The 16,214-nt window shown below is 37.5% G+C and carries 17 protein-coding genes, 1 pseudogene and 1 riboswitch; of the genes and pseudogenes, 15 read left to right on the top strand and 3 right to left on the bottom strand.

The window, feature by feature from the left end; all coding sequences use genetic code 11:
* Positions 1-78: 78 nt before the first annotated feature.
* The 3 genes and pseudogenes from HMPREF2961_RS04145 to HMPREF2961_RS15510 all read left to right on the top strand — a co-directional run.
* On the top strand, positions 79-1,005 hold the full coding sequence (locus tag HMPREF2961_RS04145; RefSeq protein ID WP_002315194.1) for a manganese-dependent inorganic pyrophosphatase: 927 nt from the start codon (positions 79-81) through the stop codon (positions 1,003-1,005).
* Between the two features lie 181 nt (positions 1,006-1,186).
* The gene (locus tag HMPREF2961_RS04140; RefSeq protein ID WP_002315193.1) at positions 1,187-2,068 is read left to right on the top strand and encodes a DUF1803 domain-containing protein; all 882 of its coding nucleotides are present in this window, start codon (positions 1,187-1,189) and stop codon (positions 2,066-2,068) included.
* A 74-nt stretch (positions 2,069-2,142) separates the two neighbouring features.
* Positions 2,143-2,352, top strand: a pseudogene (locus tag HMPREF2961_RS15510) (GNAT family N-acetyltransferase); the annotation flags it as partial.
* Positions 2,353-2,488: 136 nt separating this feature from the next.
* On the opposite strand, the gene HMPREF2961_RS04135 reads toward HMPREF2961_RS15510, so the two are convergent.
* Positions 2,489-3,121, bottom strand: a complete 633-nt coding sequence (locus HMPREF2961_RS04135; RefSeq protein ID WP_002315192.1) for a hypothetical protein — start codon at positions 3,119-3,121, stop codon at positions 2,489-2,491.
* Positions 3,122-3,268: 147 nt separating this feature from the next.
* Positions 3,269-3,811 (bottom strand): DUF2179 domain-containing protein, encoded by a 543-nt coding sequence (locus tag HMPREF2961_RS04130; protein WP_002289260.1) that lies wholly within the window; start codon positions 3,809-3,811, stop codon positions 3,269-3,271.
* A 134-nt stretch (positions 3,812-3,945) separates the two neighbouring features.
* On the opposite strand from HMPREF2961_RS04130, the gene HMPREF2961_RS04125 reads away from it, so the two are divergent.
* The 4 genes from HMPREF2961_RS04125 (at position 3,946) to HMPREF2961_RS04110 (ending at position 7,050) form a co-directional block, all read left to right on the top strand.
* Positions 3,946-4,335 (top strand): hypothetical protein, encoded by a 390-nt coding sequence (locus tag HMPREF2961_RS04125; protein ID WP_002290241.1) that lies wholly within the window; start codon positions 3,946-3,948, stop codon positions 4,333-4,335.
* Positions 4,336-4,338: 3 nt separating this feature from the next.
* Complete coding sequence (locus HMPREF2961_RS04120; protein WP_002315190.1) at positions 4,339-5,097, top strand: alpha/beta fold hydrolase; 759 nt, start codon at positions 4,339-4,341, stop codon at positions 5,095-5,097.
* A 135-nt stretch (positions 5,098-5,232) separates the two neighbouring features.
* Positions 5,233-6,180, top strand: a complete 948-nt coding sequence (locus HMPREF2961_RS04115; protein WP_002290245.1) for a LacI family DNA-binding transcriptional regulator — start codon at positions 5,233-5,235, stop codon at positions 6,178-6,180.
* 129 nt (positions 6,181-6,309) lie between these two features.
* Entirely contained in the window at positions 6,310-7,050 is a 741-nt protein-coding gene (locus tag HMPREF2961_RS04110; RefSeq protein WP_002315189.1) for a hypothetical protein, read from the top strand.
* Between the two features lie 290 nt (positions 7,051-7,340).
* On the opposite strand, the gene HMPREF2961_RS04105 is transcribed toward HMPREF2961_RS04110, so the two are convergent.
* Entirely contained in the window at positions 7,341-8,009 is a 669-nt protein-coding gene (locus HMPREF2961_RS04105; protein ID WP_002290249.1) for a YitT family protein, read from the bottom strand.
* Between the two features lie 132 nt (positions 8,010-8,141).
* Here HMPREF2961_RS04105 and HMPREF2961_RS04100 point away from each other — a divergent pair, with 132 nt between their 5' ends.
* From HMPREF2961_RS04100 to HMPREF2961_RS04065, 8 genes are all read left to right on the top strand, one after another.
* Positions 8,142-8,429, top strand: coding sequence for a hypothetical protein (locus HMPREF2961_RS04100; protein WP_002290251.1), 288 nt, complete (start codon positions 8,142-8,144; stop codon positions 8,427-8,429).
* A gap of 414 nt (positions 8,430-8,843) precedes the next feature.
* Positions 8,844-10,382: an ABC transporter permease/substrate-binding protein gene (locus HMPREF2961_RS04095; protein ID WP_002315188.1), complete on the top strand. Its 1,539-nt coding sequence runs from the start codon at positions 8,844-8,846 to the stop codon at positions 10,380-10,382.
* Positions 10,379-11,344 carry an ABC transporter ATP-binding protein gene (locus HMPREF2961_RS04090; protein ID WP_024636195.1) on the top strand — a complete coding sequence of 322 codons (966 nt, stop codon included), beginning with the start codon at positions 10,379-10,381 and terminating at the stop codon, positions 11,342-11,344. Before HMPREF2961_RS04095 ends, HMPREF2961_RS04090 begins: the two co-directional genes overlap by 4 nt.
* Positions 11,331-12,653: a dihydrolipoyl dehydrogenase family protein gene (locus HMPREF2961_RS04085; protein ID WP_002315186.1), complete on the top strand. Its 1,323-nt coding sequence runs from the start codon at positions 11,331-11,333 to the stop codon at positions 12,651-12,653. The genes HMPREF2961_RS04090 and HMPREF2961_RS04085 overlap by 14 nt, the downstream gene beginning before the upstream one ends.
* Positions 12,654-12,715: 62 nt before the next feature.
* A riboswitch (TPP riboswitch) is annotated at positions 12,716-12,820 on the top strand.
* A 73-nt stretch (positions 12,821-12,893) separates the two neighbouring features.
* A complete protein-coding gene (locus HMPREF2961_RS04080) occupies positions 12,894-13,637 on the top strand; it encodes an ABC transporter permease (protein WP_002329108.1) in 744 nt (247 codons plus the stop codon).
* A gap of 14 nt (positions 13,638-13,651) precedes the next feature.
* Positions 13,652-14,644, top strand: coding sequence for an ABC transporter substrate-binding protein (locus HMPREF2961_RS04075; protein WP_002315184.1), 993 nt, complete (start codon positions 13,652-13,654; stop codon positions 14,642-14,644).
* Between the two features lie 11 nt (positions 14,645-14,655).
* Complete coding sequence (locus HMPREF2961_RS04070; protein ID WP_024636196.1) at positions 14,656-15,381, top strand: ABC transporter ATP-binding protein; 726 nt, start codon at positions 14,656-14,658, stop codon at positions 15,379-15,381.
* Position 15,382: 1 nt separating this feature from the next.
* Positions 15,383-16,105: a TatD family hydrolase gene (locus HMPREF2961_RS04065; RefSeq protein ID WP_024636197.1), complete on the top strand. Its 723-nt coding sequence runs from the start codon at positions 15,383-15,385 to the stop codon at positions 16,103-16,105.
* Positions 16,106-16,214: the final 109 nt, after the last annotated feature.

Below are 16,214 nucleotides of genomic sequence, written 5' to 3'. Positions count from 1 at the left end.
TCGGAAAGAAGTTAAGTATTGCTTCTTTCCGTTTTTTTGCTATTATTAAATAGGAGAAATCACAAAGGAGCGAATGACATGTCAAAAATTTTAGTTTTTGGTCACCAAAATCCAGATACAGATGCAATTGGGGCAGCCATTGCCTTTTCACACTTGCAAAATGAATTAGGTAACGAAACAGAAGCAGTTGCTCTAGGTACACCTAATGAAGAAACACAATACGCATTAGACCACTTTCAATTATCTGCACCACGAGTAGTAGAGTCAGCTAAAGCAGAAAATGCAGATGTCATGCTTGTGGATCATAATGAATTCCAACAAAGTATTTCAGATATCAGCGAAGTAAATATTTTGGCTGTAGTAGACCACCATCGTATTGCAAACTTTGAAACAGCTAATCCATTGTACTATCGTGCAGAACCAGTTGGATGTACAAGTACGATCATTTTAAAACTATATAAAGAAAACCAAGTAACGATCCCTAAAGAAATTGCTGGGATCATGCTTTCAGCTATCATTTCAGATACATTGTTGTTCAAATCGCCAACATGTACGCCTGAAGACGAAGCAGCTGCAAAAGAACTTGCAGCAATCGCTGAAGTAGATCTAACTGCCTATGGTCTTGAAATGTTGAAAGCCGGAACGAATCTAAGTGATAAATCAGCTGCGGTTCTTCTTGATTTGGATGCAAAAAGTTTCCCAATGGGCAGTTCCAATGTGCGTATCGCTCAAGTCAATACAGTGGATCTGAATGAAGTGATGGATCGGCAAGCAGAACTAGAAGCAGCGATGGAAGAAGAAATGAAAGCAAATGGCTACGATTTATTCGTATTAGTTGTCACAAATATCTTAGACAGCGATTCAGAATTACTTGTTGCTGGTAAAGAAAAAGAAAAAGTAGAAGAAGCTTTCCAAACAACTTTGACCAACAACCGAGCTTTGCTTAAAGGTGTCGTTTCACGTAAAAAACAAGTCGTACCTCAGTTGACGGCTGTATTCAGCTAATCAAATGGTAGGATGAAGCATTCAAAGTGAATGGGATAAGCGATTGAATAAAAAGAAACACAGAACATACTAAAAGTCTAAGAAATGGAGGAGAATAACAGTCAAACATGACTCTTATTCTTCCTCCTTTTTATGTAAAAGCCTTTTAAGTAAAATAAAATGGATAGAAAAGAGAACATATATGAACTATTATTATTCAAAAAATAAGGAAAACTTTTATCAAAAACTGACCGGTGATCCGCTTTTTTCTTTATTGACCGATTATCTATATGAACATCGAGAAAAAGAAACGATTCTAAGAGAATTGAAAAAAGAATTTCCGCAAAACAAATTTTCTCATTTTCTTGATCTATTGATCGATGCAGGATTAATCAAGAGAGAAGAACGAAGATATCATTTGAACTTTCCAGTATTTGATCCCAACGATTACTTGCAACAAGCCACTTCGGCTGCTGAAACCATAGCCGACCAATTGAAGAGACTCTCTGTGGCTGAACAAAAATTAGCGATGGGAGAAGTTATTTGGGCGTATTGTTTTGAAGATGAACGAAAAGAAACGCATTTTTATGGAGTAAGAAACAGCCGAGAGACAGAATTGCTGAGAACGACTGCAGGAAATCAGAAGTATCGTTTTATTACACTTTCCTCTAAAGAACACTTCCCGCTTACGTTGGCTAATTATTTTTTTATACAAAAGAATCAGCTTCCTGTAACGAAGGCATTCAAAGAATTAGCCGAACTTATTGGAGATGTAAATGAAGCGTACTTTTTTGATCAAATAGAAGTTATCGTTGACAGGATACGTAAGAATAAATATAAAAATCGTCGGCCTAGTATTTTCCATCAGTCATTACTTGTGACGAATACCATAAAGGAAGAAGAATCATTTACACTAGCATTGCCTATTGTCGAAAAAAACAATCTTGAGATCGAATTTCCAACATTGGATCCTTCATTGACAATGGAGGAAACGGCCTTTCTTAAACGACAAATCTTTTCTGAGCTGAGCAAAAAATTTATGCCGCATGCATTTTCTTATATCAAAGAATATGGAACAATATAGAGTAGCTTTGGTGAGTAGAATCTAAGAGAGCAGTAAGCAAAAATTATGCTGATTTTTGCAAGAGGAGTCTTTCTCTTCTTTTATGGTTAAAAGAATTATTTGAGTATTTTGCCTATCTACCACATATTGGATTCACTACATGGTCTGGAAACAAAGGAATGCAAAAAATTGGTGAGAAATGTGGAATGACTAAGGAAGGAGTCATAAGAAAAGTTAGATTTTTAAATAATCAATATTATGATTCAGTCAAGTATGGCATTCTAAGGGAAGAACTAGCCGATTAGATTAGGAAGCCCATTTGGTGATCCAGAATCACTCAGAAACGAATGGTAAGTCATTATTAATCATCTATCCAAACTTGGGTTATTTTTTTAGATTGAAGTGTTTAAAACTAAAAAAGCATTTATGAAGTCGTCATAGTCAGGCTTCAAAATGCTTTTTATTTTGTTTCTTTTTTCTTTGCCACATAAATACACCTAGACTGACGATGAAAAGCATATCCAACAGATTTCCTGCGACTTGGATCGTCGAAGGGTTGGCCAATGGTATCAAAGCAAGGACAAAAAAAGAAAACAAGCTGTAGATAAAACATGTGACAGGAACTAATCGAAAGAAGAGCGGACATCTCATTTGGCTAAAAATGAGTGAAAAAATAAAATAAGTGAAAATAGATAAAATCACGACTAAACCATTCATGATAAAGAAGAAAAGCGTATTGTGATTAAACGAATAAAAAAGGATAGCTAAAAAAGAAAACGTTTTAAATGCAATCAATACACCTGAAGCTTCATTTAACGTACCAGGATGTCGATGAAAAAAATAGGCACCGAAATATACAGAAAACATCAAGCCGCATAGAGAAGATAGAATCAAAAAAAACGGATTTTCTTCGGTTTCTGTAATATCAGAATGATCCAAAAGCAACCAGCCTAATGCACTAGAAGGCGCATGTGAGGTCTTAACGTACGAATAACATAGAAAAAATAAAATCGTCAAAGTTGCAAAAAAAGAGCCTAAATGTAAAAAATTAGTTGTTTTACGTTGAATTTCCATAATATCTCCAAATTAAATTGATAAGTATATAAAGTATAATAACAAATCAATGAGTATATGTCGATGTTTTTTAATCAAAATTATAAATAAAAACTGTCGAACATCTAAAATTTAATTTATATGTTCGACAGTTTTTTAATTTGTGAGTTATTTTCCTTGTCTTTTTCTTACTTTTTTAGTCCAAAAACCACCTGAAATATATTTTGGCTCATATGAGATGATGAAAGCACGCTCTTCAATTTCTTTGATCAGACGATACAGTTCACGTTCGCTTTTTCTAGGAGAAAGTATTTCCAAGACCAGTCGCTCGCCTTCTAGACCCATTGCAGAAGTTTGTGTCACACCGTAACCGTGTTCTCTCAGTATACCAGGCAAACTTTTATCTTCCGCGCTATTTGCTGGCAAAATCGTTGTGACCATGATGTATCCTAATGCCAGCTTGTCTTCAATCAAAATCCCAACACTGATACCTACTGCGTAACCTAGCGCATAGACAAATAAATTCAGCGGATTATCTAAACGATCCAATACAAGAGATAGCCCTACGATATAGATCGTGATCTCAACCATACTGACAAGGGGAGCAATCAGCCGGTAGCCTTTCATTGTCAGCATAAAACGTAACGTGTTCAAAGTGATATAAGCAAAATTGATGAGGAAGATCATCCCCAACATTTTAGGATCAATCATTTGTAAAACTCCTTTCATTTGTATAAAAACAATATCAAAAAAAATCGCAAGTGAAGAAAAATTGAAACTTTATCGGTACCAAAAAATGATAAAATGATTATAATAGAATTATAAAGATAGGTTAGGTGATTAAAATGAAAACGGTCAATCGAGTGTTTTGTGCCAGCCACGTGCTCAGTCTCCTTCTCAGTATATACTTAGGTGTCTATGCGATTCAACAGCCAATTGATGTAGAGAACATTGTTTTTCAGATGTCGCTGACAGATGGTTTGATTCTAAGCGTTTTTTTCTTTTTGATACTATTTATTGGTAATATTTTCGGTAGCGTTGCCAGTTTTTTGAATTTCTCTATTTATCCTCTCCTTTCGCTAGCATTAGGAGTGGTGGGGCTTTGTTCCCTATTCTTATTTCCTGAGCCATTCAGTCCTGCATTTATATTATTTGGTATACTGAACCTGTTCCAGACGACTGTCGGATCATGGTTGCTATGGCGATCAGGAAATTTAATGAAAATAGGTGAGTAACCATTGAATCCAATTATATTGAAACGTTCTGTCAATCAAATTCCAGTGCTAGAAGTTGTCCTGAAAGAATTAAGAGAAGAACGGATTCCCGTTGTCATCTATTATCACGGATGGCAGACAAGTAAGGAGTTAGTTTTGACACAAGGAAGGAAAATTGCACAGCAAGGTATTCGCGTGATCCTGCCAGATGCGATGAATCATGGGGAACGAAAACAGCCAGTTTCTTCTATTCCATCCTATACATTTTGGGATAGTATCTACGGGAACTTGTTTGAGTTTGACACGCTTATCAAGCATTTAGAAAAAAGAGATCTTTTACATGATCGGCTTGCAGTTGGCGGGGTTTCGATGGGCGGAATGACAACATGCGCGTTGTTAGCCAAGCATCCTCATATAGCAGCAGGTGTATGTTTGATGGGATCTCCTGCGCCTCTGGAATATGGGAAAGAAATCGCAAGACGAGCGTCAGAATACAACTATATCTTGCCAAAAGACTATTTTGATCTGATCTCGTGGATCAAGAGTTATGATTTATCATTGCAGCCGGAAAAGTTAGCTGGACGCCCTCTGTTCTTTTGGCATGGACAAGCAGATGAAAAGATCCCTTATATACAAACGGAAAGATTTGTAGAGAAAAACCGGCATGAGCCTTACGGAAAAGAAATTGTTTTTCGTTCCTCCAAAACACAGCGACACATGGTACAAATACCACTGATGGAGGAAGCTTCCGCTTTTTTAGCAAAGAATTTGATAAAAAAATAGAAATAGCTGAATCGGAAAATCACTTAAGGAGGATAGGAGATTTTCTGATTTTTCTTTTGGGCTATAATGAACCCTGTTAGGAAAATTTGGTATAATTGGTAATAAGAACGACAACATGTTAGAAAGGAAGAGAGCATGCCCACTTTAGCAGATGTTGCAAAACGTGCCAATGTTTCAAAAATGACGGTTTCTCGAGTCATCAATCATCCGGAACAGGTGACGGATGAATTGAAAGAGTTAGTTTTCTCAGCAATGGCTGAATTGGATTACCGCCCAAATATTGCTGCAAAAGCACTTGTCACGAATCGGTCACAGATCATCAAATTATTTATACTGGAAGAAATCGACACAACCGAGCCCTATTACATGAATTTGCTGATGGGGATCGCTAAACGGATCGGAAAAGCGCATTATTCTCTCCAACTAGTTACAAATGACGCATTCGATGTCGGTTCTTGTGATGGATACATCATCACAGGTGTCAGAAAAAAAGACTTCGATTGGATTGACCGCTTGGAAAAACCAGTTGTTTTGTTTGGAGAAAATTGTGAAGGATATGACTATGTAGACAGCGATAATGAATATGGTACAGCAAAAGCAACGCAATATGCCTTAGAAAGAGATTACCAAACAATTATTTATATCGGGATCGAAGTGGACGAATCTTTTGAGCTTTCAAGGGAAGCTGGTTACTTATCTGTGATGAAGGAAGCTGATCTTCCAAGTAAGATCTTGCGATTTCCAAATCATTCGACAGAAGTAGAAAGATATATGATAGAAAACTGGGCAGGTTTCACCGATAAAACTTGTTTTGTATGCAGCTCAGATCGACTGGCACTAGGAGCGGTAAGAGGAATTGTAAATGCTGGTGGGCACTTGCCGGAAGAATTTGGTGTGATCGGCTTTGATGGCGTGTTTTTAGACCAAATCAGTTCGCCTAAATTGACAACGATCAAGCAAGATATTATCCGTATGGGGGAAGTATGCGGGGAAATGTTGCTGAAAAAAATAGAAGAGAAAGGGGCAAGTCAAGGTTATCGTCGTTTTTTCCCTGAACTAGTCATCAGAGAAACGACAAATTAAGCCTCGTTACTTTTTATATATTTATGAAATTCATCGCTATTTTCTTAAAATAATCAGCGCATTGCTACTGAAAACAAAAAATCTGTGCTATTATTGAGAAAAGTTCCATTTTTGAGAAGGATGGTTTGAATGAAAGAAATCAGACGAAAACATTTCCGTTTTCCTGCGTACGATGACGAGTTAGGCGTAAAATTAACCAGCGAGAAGAAGCGGGTATTATTTGACGGACAGGAAGATCTTTTGACTGAACAGAATCAGCACCCGTTTGAACAAATGAAAGAATTCCATTTCACGAACACAAACACTGAACAGGTCCGACGCAAGCGCCGTGCAACAAATGGATTGAAGTCAGCTCCGCGTAAGGAAAATTTGGAAAAACATAAAGAAAAATTACCGGATTATACTGGACATCATCAATCAGAACTCACGTCGACTGGACGAAAAAAACTTTTTGGTGAGTCTTCTCGTCCTGTCAGGCAAAGTGAAACGAGGACAGAGTCTCGAAATACTATGAGAAGTTCATCAGTGGACACAAAGGTACGGGAACGTTCTTATTTTGTTCCTAAATATGTACCTGCATCTATTATTCCAGACCCTAGAGAAAGTAAAATTTCTGAAGAGCATTTGATCGAATCAATGAAAAAAACAGATGACTCTTATCTGTTGTTTGATACAGAACCAACGCCTTATCAAGAAAAAAGAAATGATGAGCCTTCTGTACGCACGTTCAATCTAACAAAAACATTAGAGGAAACAAAGCAGTCAGAAGAAAAAAAATCGAAAAAAAGCCATAGTATCTTAGAACGTTCACTGCAAGGGCTGATTGACGATCAGGGAAATTCTTTAGGAGAGAATAGCTATTTTAAATAAGTCAAATACAACCTTGTATTATGTTATAGTGGGGAAGGAAACGCTGCGGCGTTTCTTTTTTTATACTCTACTCGAATGATTATATCGTAACCTAATCTTTTTTTCTTAGCTGATGTTTTCTGCCGTGAGCAAGAGGAGAAAGGGTGAAGAGTAAAAAACAAACTATTTTCACAGGTTGTCTGCAAAAATAGTTTGTTTTCATATTTTATAAAAAATTTTATTGAAAGAATATACGTCGTAGTTTACATAATGATCTTTTAGTAAAGTAAATAAAATAGTAAAAATAAGAATCAGTGCTCTAACTGTTCAAGAGGATCAAGTGGTTCAAATGTTTCTGTAGTCTGTTTTGCTTCCAATTGGGGTAAAACAGATCCAATTTCCAGATACTTCACTTTATTCAATGTATAAGATAGAATAGAACAGCTAAGCAATGTATACAGAAAATGTGTGAGATCCAAATAAAGCAAGGAGACAACTAAAATACCAAAAGTGATCAAGAAAAGACTTTTGCCAATCTTAATATGAAAATATTTTTCAATGGCTTGATAAATGATATCTGTTCCGCCTGTGCTTCCGCCAAATCGAAAGACGAGACCGCAACCAATGCCAGAAAGAATCCCTGTCATCAAACTATTGATCAGTAGACTATCTACAGCAAAATGTATATGAAGGCTTTCCCATAAATGTAAAAAGAAAACCAGCGCAAATGTTCCGACGATCGTCCGAAGAAAAGCGTGTTTTCCAAAAAGAAACAATGAGATAAGCAGTAAAGGTAAATTAAAAAGCAGCGAAGTGATAGAAGGCGCGAATCCAAAAAGATTATGCAAGAGCAAAGCAATACCAGTAACACCACCATCTGCCAGTTTAGATGGAATATTGATGCCTGTCACAGCCAATCCATAGATCCCTGCGCCTAAAATGATTCCGCACAATTCTGTCATTAAATTTAATTTTTTCATTTCTAGCCTCTTTTCTTTTGAAAATTTTCAGCAACCTCTTCATTATACTGACTTATACTCTTTCTTCAAGAGGAAAATGAAAAAAATTTATTTTTGGTTGTTTCTTCCAAATTATCAAAAAGGAGTGGAAAAATGCGAGCAGCAGACTTATTGACAATTCTTACAAAATCACCCAAAAAAACAGATTATCAAGGTGTTTTTTTGGCTCAAGACCAAAAACTGATTCCTGTGACAAGAATCCAGATAAATGAATCGTATCAATTCATCTTTTTATTTGAACAAGGCAAAGCACCACTTGCTATGAAAGAAATCTTTCTATTTTTGATGAAGAACCGTGAAAAAGCTGTTTATTATCAGTCAAAAGAAGAACTCATTCCGCTTTATGGAGTGAAAGAGATAGAAAATAAAGTGGTGATATAAGTAAAAATAAGAAAACAAGACGTTTATGATGCCAAAACAACCGTTTTTTACATTTTTGGCAAAAAAGTGTCATGATACAGTATAATACTTGTTGAACAGGCCAATAAAGGTGTTCTCCCCCACGAGATTTCTACTTTATTGGCTGTTTCTTTTTATTTAAAAGAAAAGTTGTATATGAAAAAATACGGTTGATTCCGAGTAATCATTTCGTATAGATGTATTGGATGTTCGTTGTGAAGAAACGAGAACCAAAAAATCTATCCGATTTTGTTGCTCGGATTCTTTTTTTATCCGCATATTTAGAGGTGATTTTTCTATTAATTACTGACGTCTAGTAGGGTTAAGGCAAGTCAAGTTAGTTGGGAAAATGTAAAGAAATGTTTATACTTAAAGAATAACAGAAAGGAAGGTCGCATGAATAATTTTATACAAACATTAAGTGAAAGAAAAGGCGAGTTGCTGGAAGCTGCATTTCAACATCTGTCTATTTCTCTCATTTCTTTGCTGATTGCAGCACTGATTGCTATTCCTCTAGCAATTTGGGCAGCTAATCATAAAAAAATGGCAGAAGTCTTATTGCAGATCACGGGTGTGCTTCAAACGATTCCTTCACTTGCCTTATTAGGGTTACTTATCCCATTTGTAGGGATCGGAACTGTTCCAGCATTGATTGCACTTGTTATTTACGCTTTGCTTCCGATTTTCCAAAACACGTATATTGGTCTAGCTGAGATTGACCCGTCTATTGAAGAAGCGGCGGTAGCATTTGGTATGTCCAGAATGAGACGCTTGCTGAAAGTAGAACTTCCCATCGCATTGCCTGTCATTATCTCAGGTATCCGAACTGCCTTAGTTTTGATCATCGGTACGGCTACTTTGGCGGCATTGATCGGAGCAGGTGGATTAGGAACATTTATTTTATTAGGTATCGACCGCAACACACCAGTTTTAACATTGATTGGTGCAATCAGTTCTGCCTTGCTTGCCATTATATTCAGCGGATTGATTCGCTGGTTGCAGCATAAGAAACCTCGATATTCTATCATTACTTTAGCAGCCGTCGTGTGTTTATTTGGGGGCGTTTCTTTATATCAGTCTGCCTTATTTAAAAATGAAACCATCACGATTGCTGGAAAATTAGGAGCAGAACCTGAAATCCTGATCCAAATGTACAAAGAATTAATTGAAGACAACACAAAAACAGAAGTTGAATTAAAACCGAATTTTGGCAAGACTAGTTTTTTGTTCAATGCCTTGGATCAAGGGCAAATCGATATCTATCCTGAATTCACAGGGACTGTCCTAGAAAGCTTGGTGAAGGTACCTGAAGCAATGAAAAGTGCTGATTTGACAAAAGAAAAAACATATGACGAAGCAGAAGAATTATTGAACAAACAATTCGATATGACATTATTGAAACCAATGGCTTATCAAAATACGTATGCCTTGGCAGTCAAGAAATCTTTTGCAGACGAGCATCAACTTAAAAAGATTTCCGATTTAGCAGCAGTTTCTGATCAGATCAAAGCGGGATTCACACTGGAATTTATTGATCGTTCCGATGGATATAAAGGAATTCAAGAAGCATATGGATTGAATTTCTCAAGTGTACAAAGTATGGAACCAAGTTTGCGTTACCAAGCAATCAATAATGGAGATGTCAATATTGTGGATGCTTATTCCACAGACAGCCAACTCAAAGAGTATGATCTAGTCACTCTAGAAGATGATCAAGGCCTATTCCCAGCTTATCAAGGCGCGCCACTGATGAAAACAGATTTTGCCAAGGACCATCCTGAAATCGTTGAAGCGCTGAATAAATTAAGCGGAAAAATAACAGAAAATCAAATGATCAATATGAACTATCAAGTCAATGTCGAAAAGAAAAAACCGGCAGAAGTAGCACGAACCTTCCTGGAAAACGAAGGATTACTAAAGGAGGGAGATCAGTGACTAAATTAATCGAATTCAAACATGTGCAAAAAAAGTACGATGGAAAATATGTCATTGATGACCTAACTCTTGCAATCAAAGAAGGAGAAATCTTTGTTTTGGTTGGGCCTTCCGGTAGTGGAAAAACAACTACTTTGAAAATGATCAATGGATTATCTAAACCATCAGCAGGAGACATCTACTTCAAAGGAAAATCGTTAAATGAATATAATCTGCAGAAAATGCGGTGGAATATGGGGTATGTGCTGCAGCAAATCGCTTTGTTCCCGACCATGACAGTCAAGCAAAACATTGAAGTCATCCCTGAAATGTTAGGTTGGGAAAAGCAGAAAAGAGCAGACCGTGTAGATGAACTTCTTCAAAAAGTTGGCTTATCTCCTGATATTTATCGAGATCGTATGCCTAGAGAGTTGTCTGGAGGAGAACAGCAACGGATCGGGATCATCCGAGCTATTGCTGCAAGCCCAGATGTGATTTTGATGGACGAGCCATTTAGCGCATTAGATCCTATTTCAAGAAATTCATTACAAGAATTAGTTTTATCTTTACATGAAGAACTGGGAACGACCATCGTTTTCGTTACGCATAACATGGAAGAAGCAATCAAGCTAGGAGATCGTATTGCGTTTATGAAAGATGGAGAAATTATCCAATGCGACACACCAGAACAGTTATTGATGAATCCTAAAAATGAATATGTACGGCATTTCTTTGATGAACCGAAACAGACGAAAGAATGGCGAGTCGAAGATTTAGTCGTCAATGGATATTTTTTAAAAGAAGTACCAAAAAACAGTCATCAACAAGTTTGCCTTGATACGCCTCTGAAAGAAGTGTATTCACTTCTTTCAGTGTACCCAAACATTGTGATAGTAGAAAAAGGAAAAAACATTGGTTCACTGACAAGTAAAGAAGTCTTTACTTTTTTAAGTCGAAAGGAGGAAGAAAATGAAAACATATGAGGCAATCGTCATCGGTTCAGGTGTGAGCGGCTTAAGTGCTGCTTATGGATTGAAAGAAGCAGGTAAAACAGTACTAGTGGTCGAAGAAGATCTATGGGGCGGGACTTGTCCTAACCGTGGATGTGACCCTAAAAAAGTCTTGTTGAGTGCAGTAGAAGCCCGTAATCGGATAAAACAATTGAATGGAAAAGGATTTAACGAGATCCCAACCGCTAATTGGGAAGAACTCCAAAAATTCAAACGCACATTCACAGATCCAGTTCCAGAAAATCGGAAAAAACAATTGGCAGAAGCTGGAATCGATCATCTTTCAGGGACCGCTCGTTTTTTAGACGACTCATCTATTGAAGTCAATGAAGAAGTTTTTCATGGAGATTACTTTGTTCTGGCAACAGGACAAAGACCCACGATCTTACCAGTGGAAGGAAAGCAATACTTGAAGACTAGTGCAGATTTTTTATCATTGCCTGTACTGCCTAAAGAAATCATTTTTATCGGCGGCGGATATATTGCTTTTGAACTGGCTACGATTGCCAATGCTGCAGGGAGCAAAGTAACCATTGTCCATCATAATCAACGGCCATTAAAAGAATTTGAGGCGTCTTTGGTAGGGGAAGCCGTCCATCAAATGGAAGCATCTGGCATTCAGTTTGCTTTTGATGTTGAAACTCAAAAGATCATCTCGGAAGGAACTCGATATCGTTTAGTCGGAAAAGAGACGGAATTAGTAGCAGATATGATTTTTTGTGCGACTGGGAGACAGCCGAATACAGAATCTTTAGCACTTGAACAAGCGAATGTCGTCTTTGATAAACACGGGATTGAGGTCAATGATTATTTGCAAACGAGCAATCCAAAAGTTTTTGCGTGTGGAGATATTGTTTCAAGGAAAACACCCAAATTGACACCAGTCGCCACTTTTGAAGGAAATTATGTAGCTAAGCGGATAACAGATGCAACAAGCGAACCTATCAAATATCCGATTATACCCACGATCGTCTACGCCAGTCCTAAACTTGCTGAAGTAGGAGTTACAAAAAGTCACGCCTCTTCGTCAGATCAAGTGGTGGAGATGGATCTTACCAGTTGGTTCACCTATCATCGCGTCAATGAACCAGTTGCTAAGGCTGAATTGACCTTTGACCAGCAAAATTATTTGATTGGTGCTGCAGTGATTAGCGAGCAAGCAGATGAATTGATCGATGATTTGACACTAGTCATCAATCAAAAATTGACTAAAAAAGAGTTGGATGGCTATATCATGGGGTATCCGACATTGGCAAGTGATCTCTCCTATTTATTGAAATAATCAGCATGATAACTAAAGCGCTTGTTGCTTTTTCCTTCTTGTGCTACACTTTAAAAAATGAATACCTGTTTCTGGGGATGTCGTAGACGACATGAGAGTAAGTTGTGAACTTAGACCCATTGAACCTGTCAGTTAATACTGGTGAAGGGAGAAACATAGCAGACGCTTGAAGCGGGTTACTATGTCGTGCCCATTTCAAGCGTTTTTTGTTATCCATATTAGAAGAAAGGAGGCATTAAAATGAAGAAAAATCTTTATCCAGCAGTCAGTATGGCATTCATTTTAATTATTTGGCAGATCGTTGTCTTAGTTTGGAAAATACCCGCTTTTATTTTACCCGGACCTGCTGCTGTATTTTCTGCGTTAACAGCAGATGCACACGTATTGCTTTCCCATTCTGTCACAACATTAAATGAAGCAGTGATTGGTTTGGCAATAGCTAGCGTTCTTTCTTTTATTACTGCTTTGGCAATGGATTATTGGAAGTTCTTAGAAATGTCTTTTTATCCATTATTAGTGATTTCTCAAATGTTGCCAATCATGGTTTTAGGGCCTTTGCTGACCCTATGGTTTGGTTTCGGTATGCTTCCAAAAGTGATCCTTGTTGTCTTGATAAGCTATTTTCCGATCGTAGTTTCTTTTTCGGATACATTGAGGAAAGTATCAAAAGAGCAAATCATCTTTTTGAAAACGATGGGGGCAGATACAGGGAAGATTTATCGAATATATAAAATACCAGCGGGTTTATCCGGATTCTTTTCCGGTTTAAAAGTGGCCGCTACTTATTGTGTCAGCGGAGCAGTTGTTGGAGAATGGCTAAGCGCTCAAGCAGGCTTAGGGTATTATATGATACGCGTAAAAAACAGCTACCAGATCGATAAAGTTTTTGCTGCGATCATTTGTGTCATTCTATTGAGTTTATTGCTGAATGGCGCTTGTTCATTATTGAAAAAAGGGTATTATCGTATGCTTTATATTTTTTAAGAGAAGGGGATCAAATGAAAAAATTATGGCTTTTATTACCGCTACTGTTGCTTTTATCCGCTTGTGGCACTGCAAAGGAAACAAGTAGCAAACAAGAAACGAAGGATTTGAAAAAAGTGACACTTGTTTTGGATTATGTACCGAATACTAATCATACTGGCATCTACCTAGCAAAAGAAAAAGGCTATTATAAAGAGGCTGGTTTAGATGTCCAAATCATCGAACCAGGAGATAATTCGACAAGTATTGGTCTAGTAGGTGCGGACAAAGCACAATTTGGTGTAAGTTATCAAGAAGATGTCACTTATGCTCACGCAGATGGACAGAATATACCAGTCAAAGCAATTGCTACAGTGATCAAACATAATACTTCTGGATTCGCCACCCTATCAGACAGTAACATCCATTCACCAAAAGATTTTGAAGGAAAAACATATGCAGGTTGGCAAAGTCCAAGTGAAGAAGCTGTCTTAAAAGCTGTGATGGAAAAAGACGGCGGTGACTTTTCAAAACTGACAATGGTAGGAAGCAATGGAGAAGGGCCAGAAAGCTTAGGAAAATCCTCAGATATCCAATGGTACTTTGAAGGTTGGGATATGATCAAAGCAAAAGAAGCCGGTATCAAACTAAACTATATCCCATTGAAAGAATTAGATGAACGGTTAGATTACTATACTCCGGTAATTATTACGAATGATCAACTGATCAAAAATGATCCAGGATTGGTACAGTCTTTTATGGATGCCACGAAAAAAGGCTATCAGGAAGCTATTAAGGATCCAAATGACAGTGCTAAACTGTTGCAAAAATATGCAAAAGGAAATGAATGGACGTTTTTAGAAGAATCACAAGCATTCTTGTCAAAAAATTATACGGATGATCCTGAGAATTGGGGATTGATGGAAGAAAAAGTTTGGCGCAATTATACAGCTTTTATGCAGGAAAACGGATTGATCAAGCAAGATGTACCTTCGAAAGAACTATTCACTAATCAGTTTATAAAATAGGAGTGATAGATGTGTCAATCCAAATCAGCCACTTGAATGTAGTCATTGAAAACCTGAAAATATTAGAAGACATCCATTTCACTCTCCCTAAAGATACTTTTACATCGATTGTCGCGCCAAGCGGAGCCGGTAAGTCAACATTGCTGAAAACTTTAACAGGAGTCCAGCCTATGACTTCTGGAACGATCAAAGTAGACGATCAAAAAGTAACGGGTCTCCATACAGCATTTAGTTATATGCCGCAAGAAGATATGTTACTTCCTTGGCTGAGCGTCTATCAAAACGTTACGTTATATCAAAAAATCAATCATCTAGCAATTGATGAAGAACAAGTAAGGGATTATCTGGATATCTTTGGGTTAAACGGCTATGAACATTTTTTGCCGGAACAATTATCTGGCGGGATGAAGCAGCGAACGGCCTTGTTACGAACAATCATGAATCCTTCTTCTTACTTGCTTCTTGATGAACCATTTGGAGCGTTAGATGCTATGACCAGAGGGCAGATGCAAGACTGGATGCTGAAGCTGCCTAAAAAAGCAAAGCGGACTACTTTGCTCGTGACACATGATATTGAAGAAGCAATTTATTTATCAGACAGGATTCTTGTGCTTTCCGCCCGTCCGGCACATGTGATTGCTGAGATTCAAGTGCCTGAAAAACGACGGTCACGTGAATGGCTACTGCAGCAATCAGAGTTGAAGCAAACGATTTATCAGTTATTGGCAGGTGAATGAGATGTTAAGTGATGCTCATTGCCATTTAGATGGGAGTCAGAGTTTAGCACTCCTTCAGCAGGAACACACGATTTTGACGATCATTAATTGTGATTCGCCAGAAGAATGGGAGGAAAACAGACGGCTTGCAACAAGCAAGAATCAAGTCTTAAGTTACGGTATCCATCCTTGGAAAGCGGATAGCTATACGTTTGCACAAGTTGAGCTTTTTTTGAAAAAAGCAAGGATCATCGGTGAAATAGGGCTAGACAATATCTGGACGAATGTGCCGCTGTCTACACAAAAAAGGGTGTTTGAGCAACAGCTTGCTTTTGCATCCATAAATAAGAAACCTGTTGTACTGCATACAAAAGGATGCGAAAAAGAGATCTTAAGCTATATCCAAGCTTACCCTAATCACTATTTGATTCATTGGTATTCTTCTTTGGACTATCAACAAGACTATATTGATTTAGGCTGTTATTTCAGCATTGGTCTTGATTTGAAAAAGAACCCAGCAGTCTGGCAACTAGCTAAAACAGTCCCAATCGACCACTTACTTATTGAAACGGATGGACTACATGCAGCAGAATGGGCATTAGGTGATAGCTTTTCAGAAAAAGATTATGTCTTACTGCTTGAAGAACAGTTAAAGACAATCGCTGAAATCAAAGAGCTATCAGTTGAAGAAGTTAAGAAAAATACTTACCAAAACTTGGAACGTTTCATTAGATTAGGTAAATAAAAAAGAGGTGCGACACTAGTTGTGTCGCACCTCTTTTTGGCTTTCTTTGTATAAAAGTAAACCGTTCGATTAATAAATGAATCTTAGTACCAACCGTTTGCTTCCCAGA

Source organism: Enterococcus sp. HMSC076E04 (assembly GCF_001814285.1).
In the GTDB taxonomy this organism is placed as follows: domain Bacteria; phylum Bacillota; class Bacilli; order Lactobacillales; family Enterococcaceae; genus Enterococcus_B; species Enterococcus_B lactis.
Note: the sequence above shows the minus strand (reverse complement) of the source record. Positions and strands in the feature narration are given on the sequence as shown.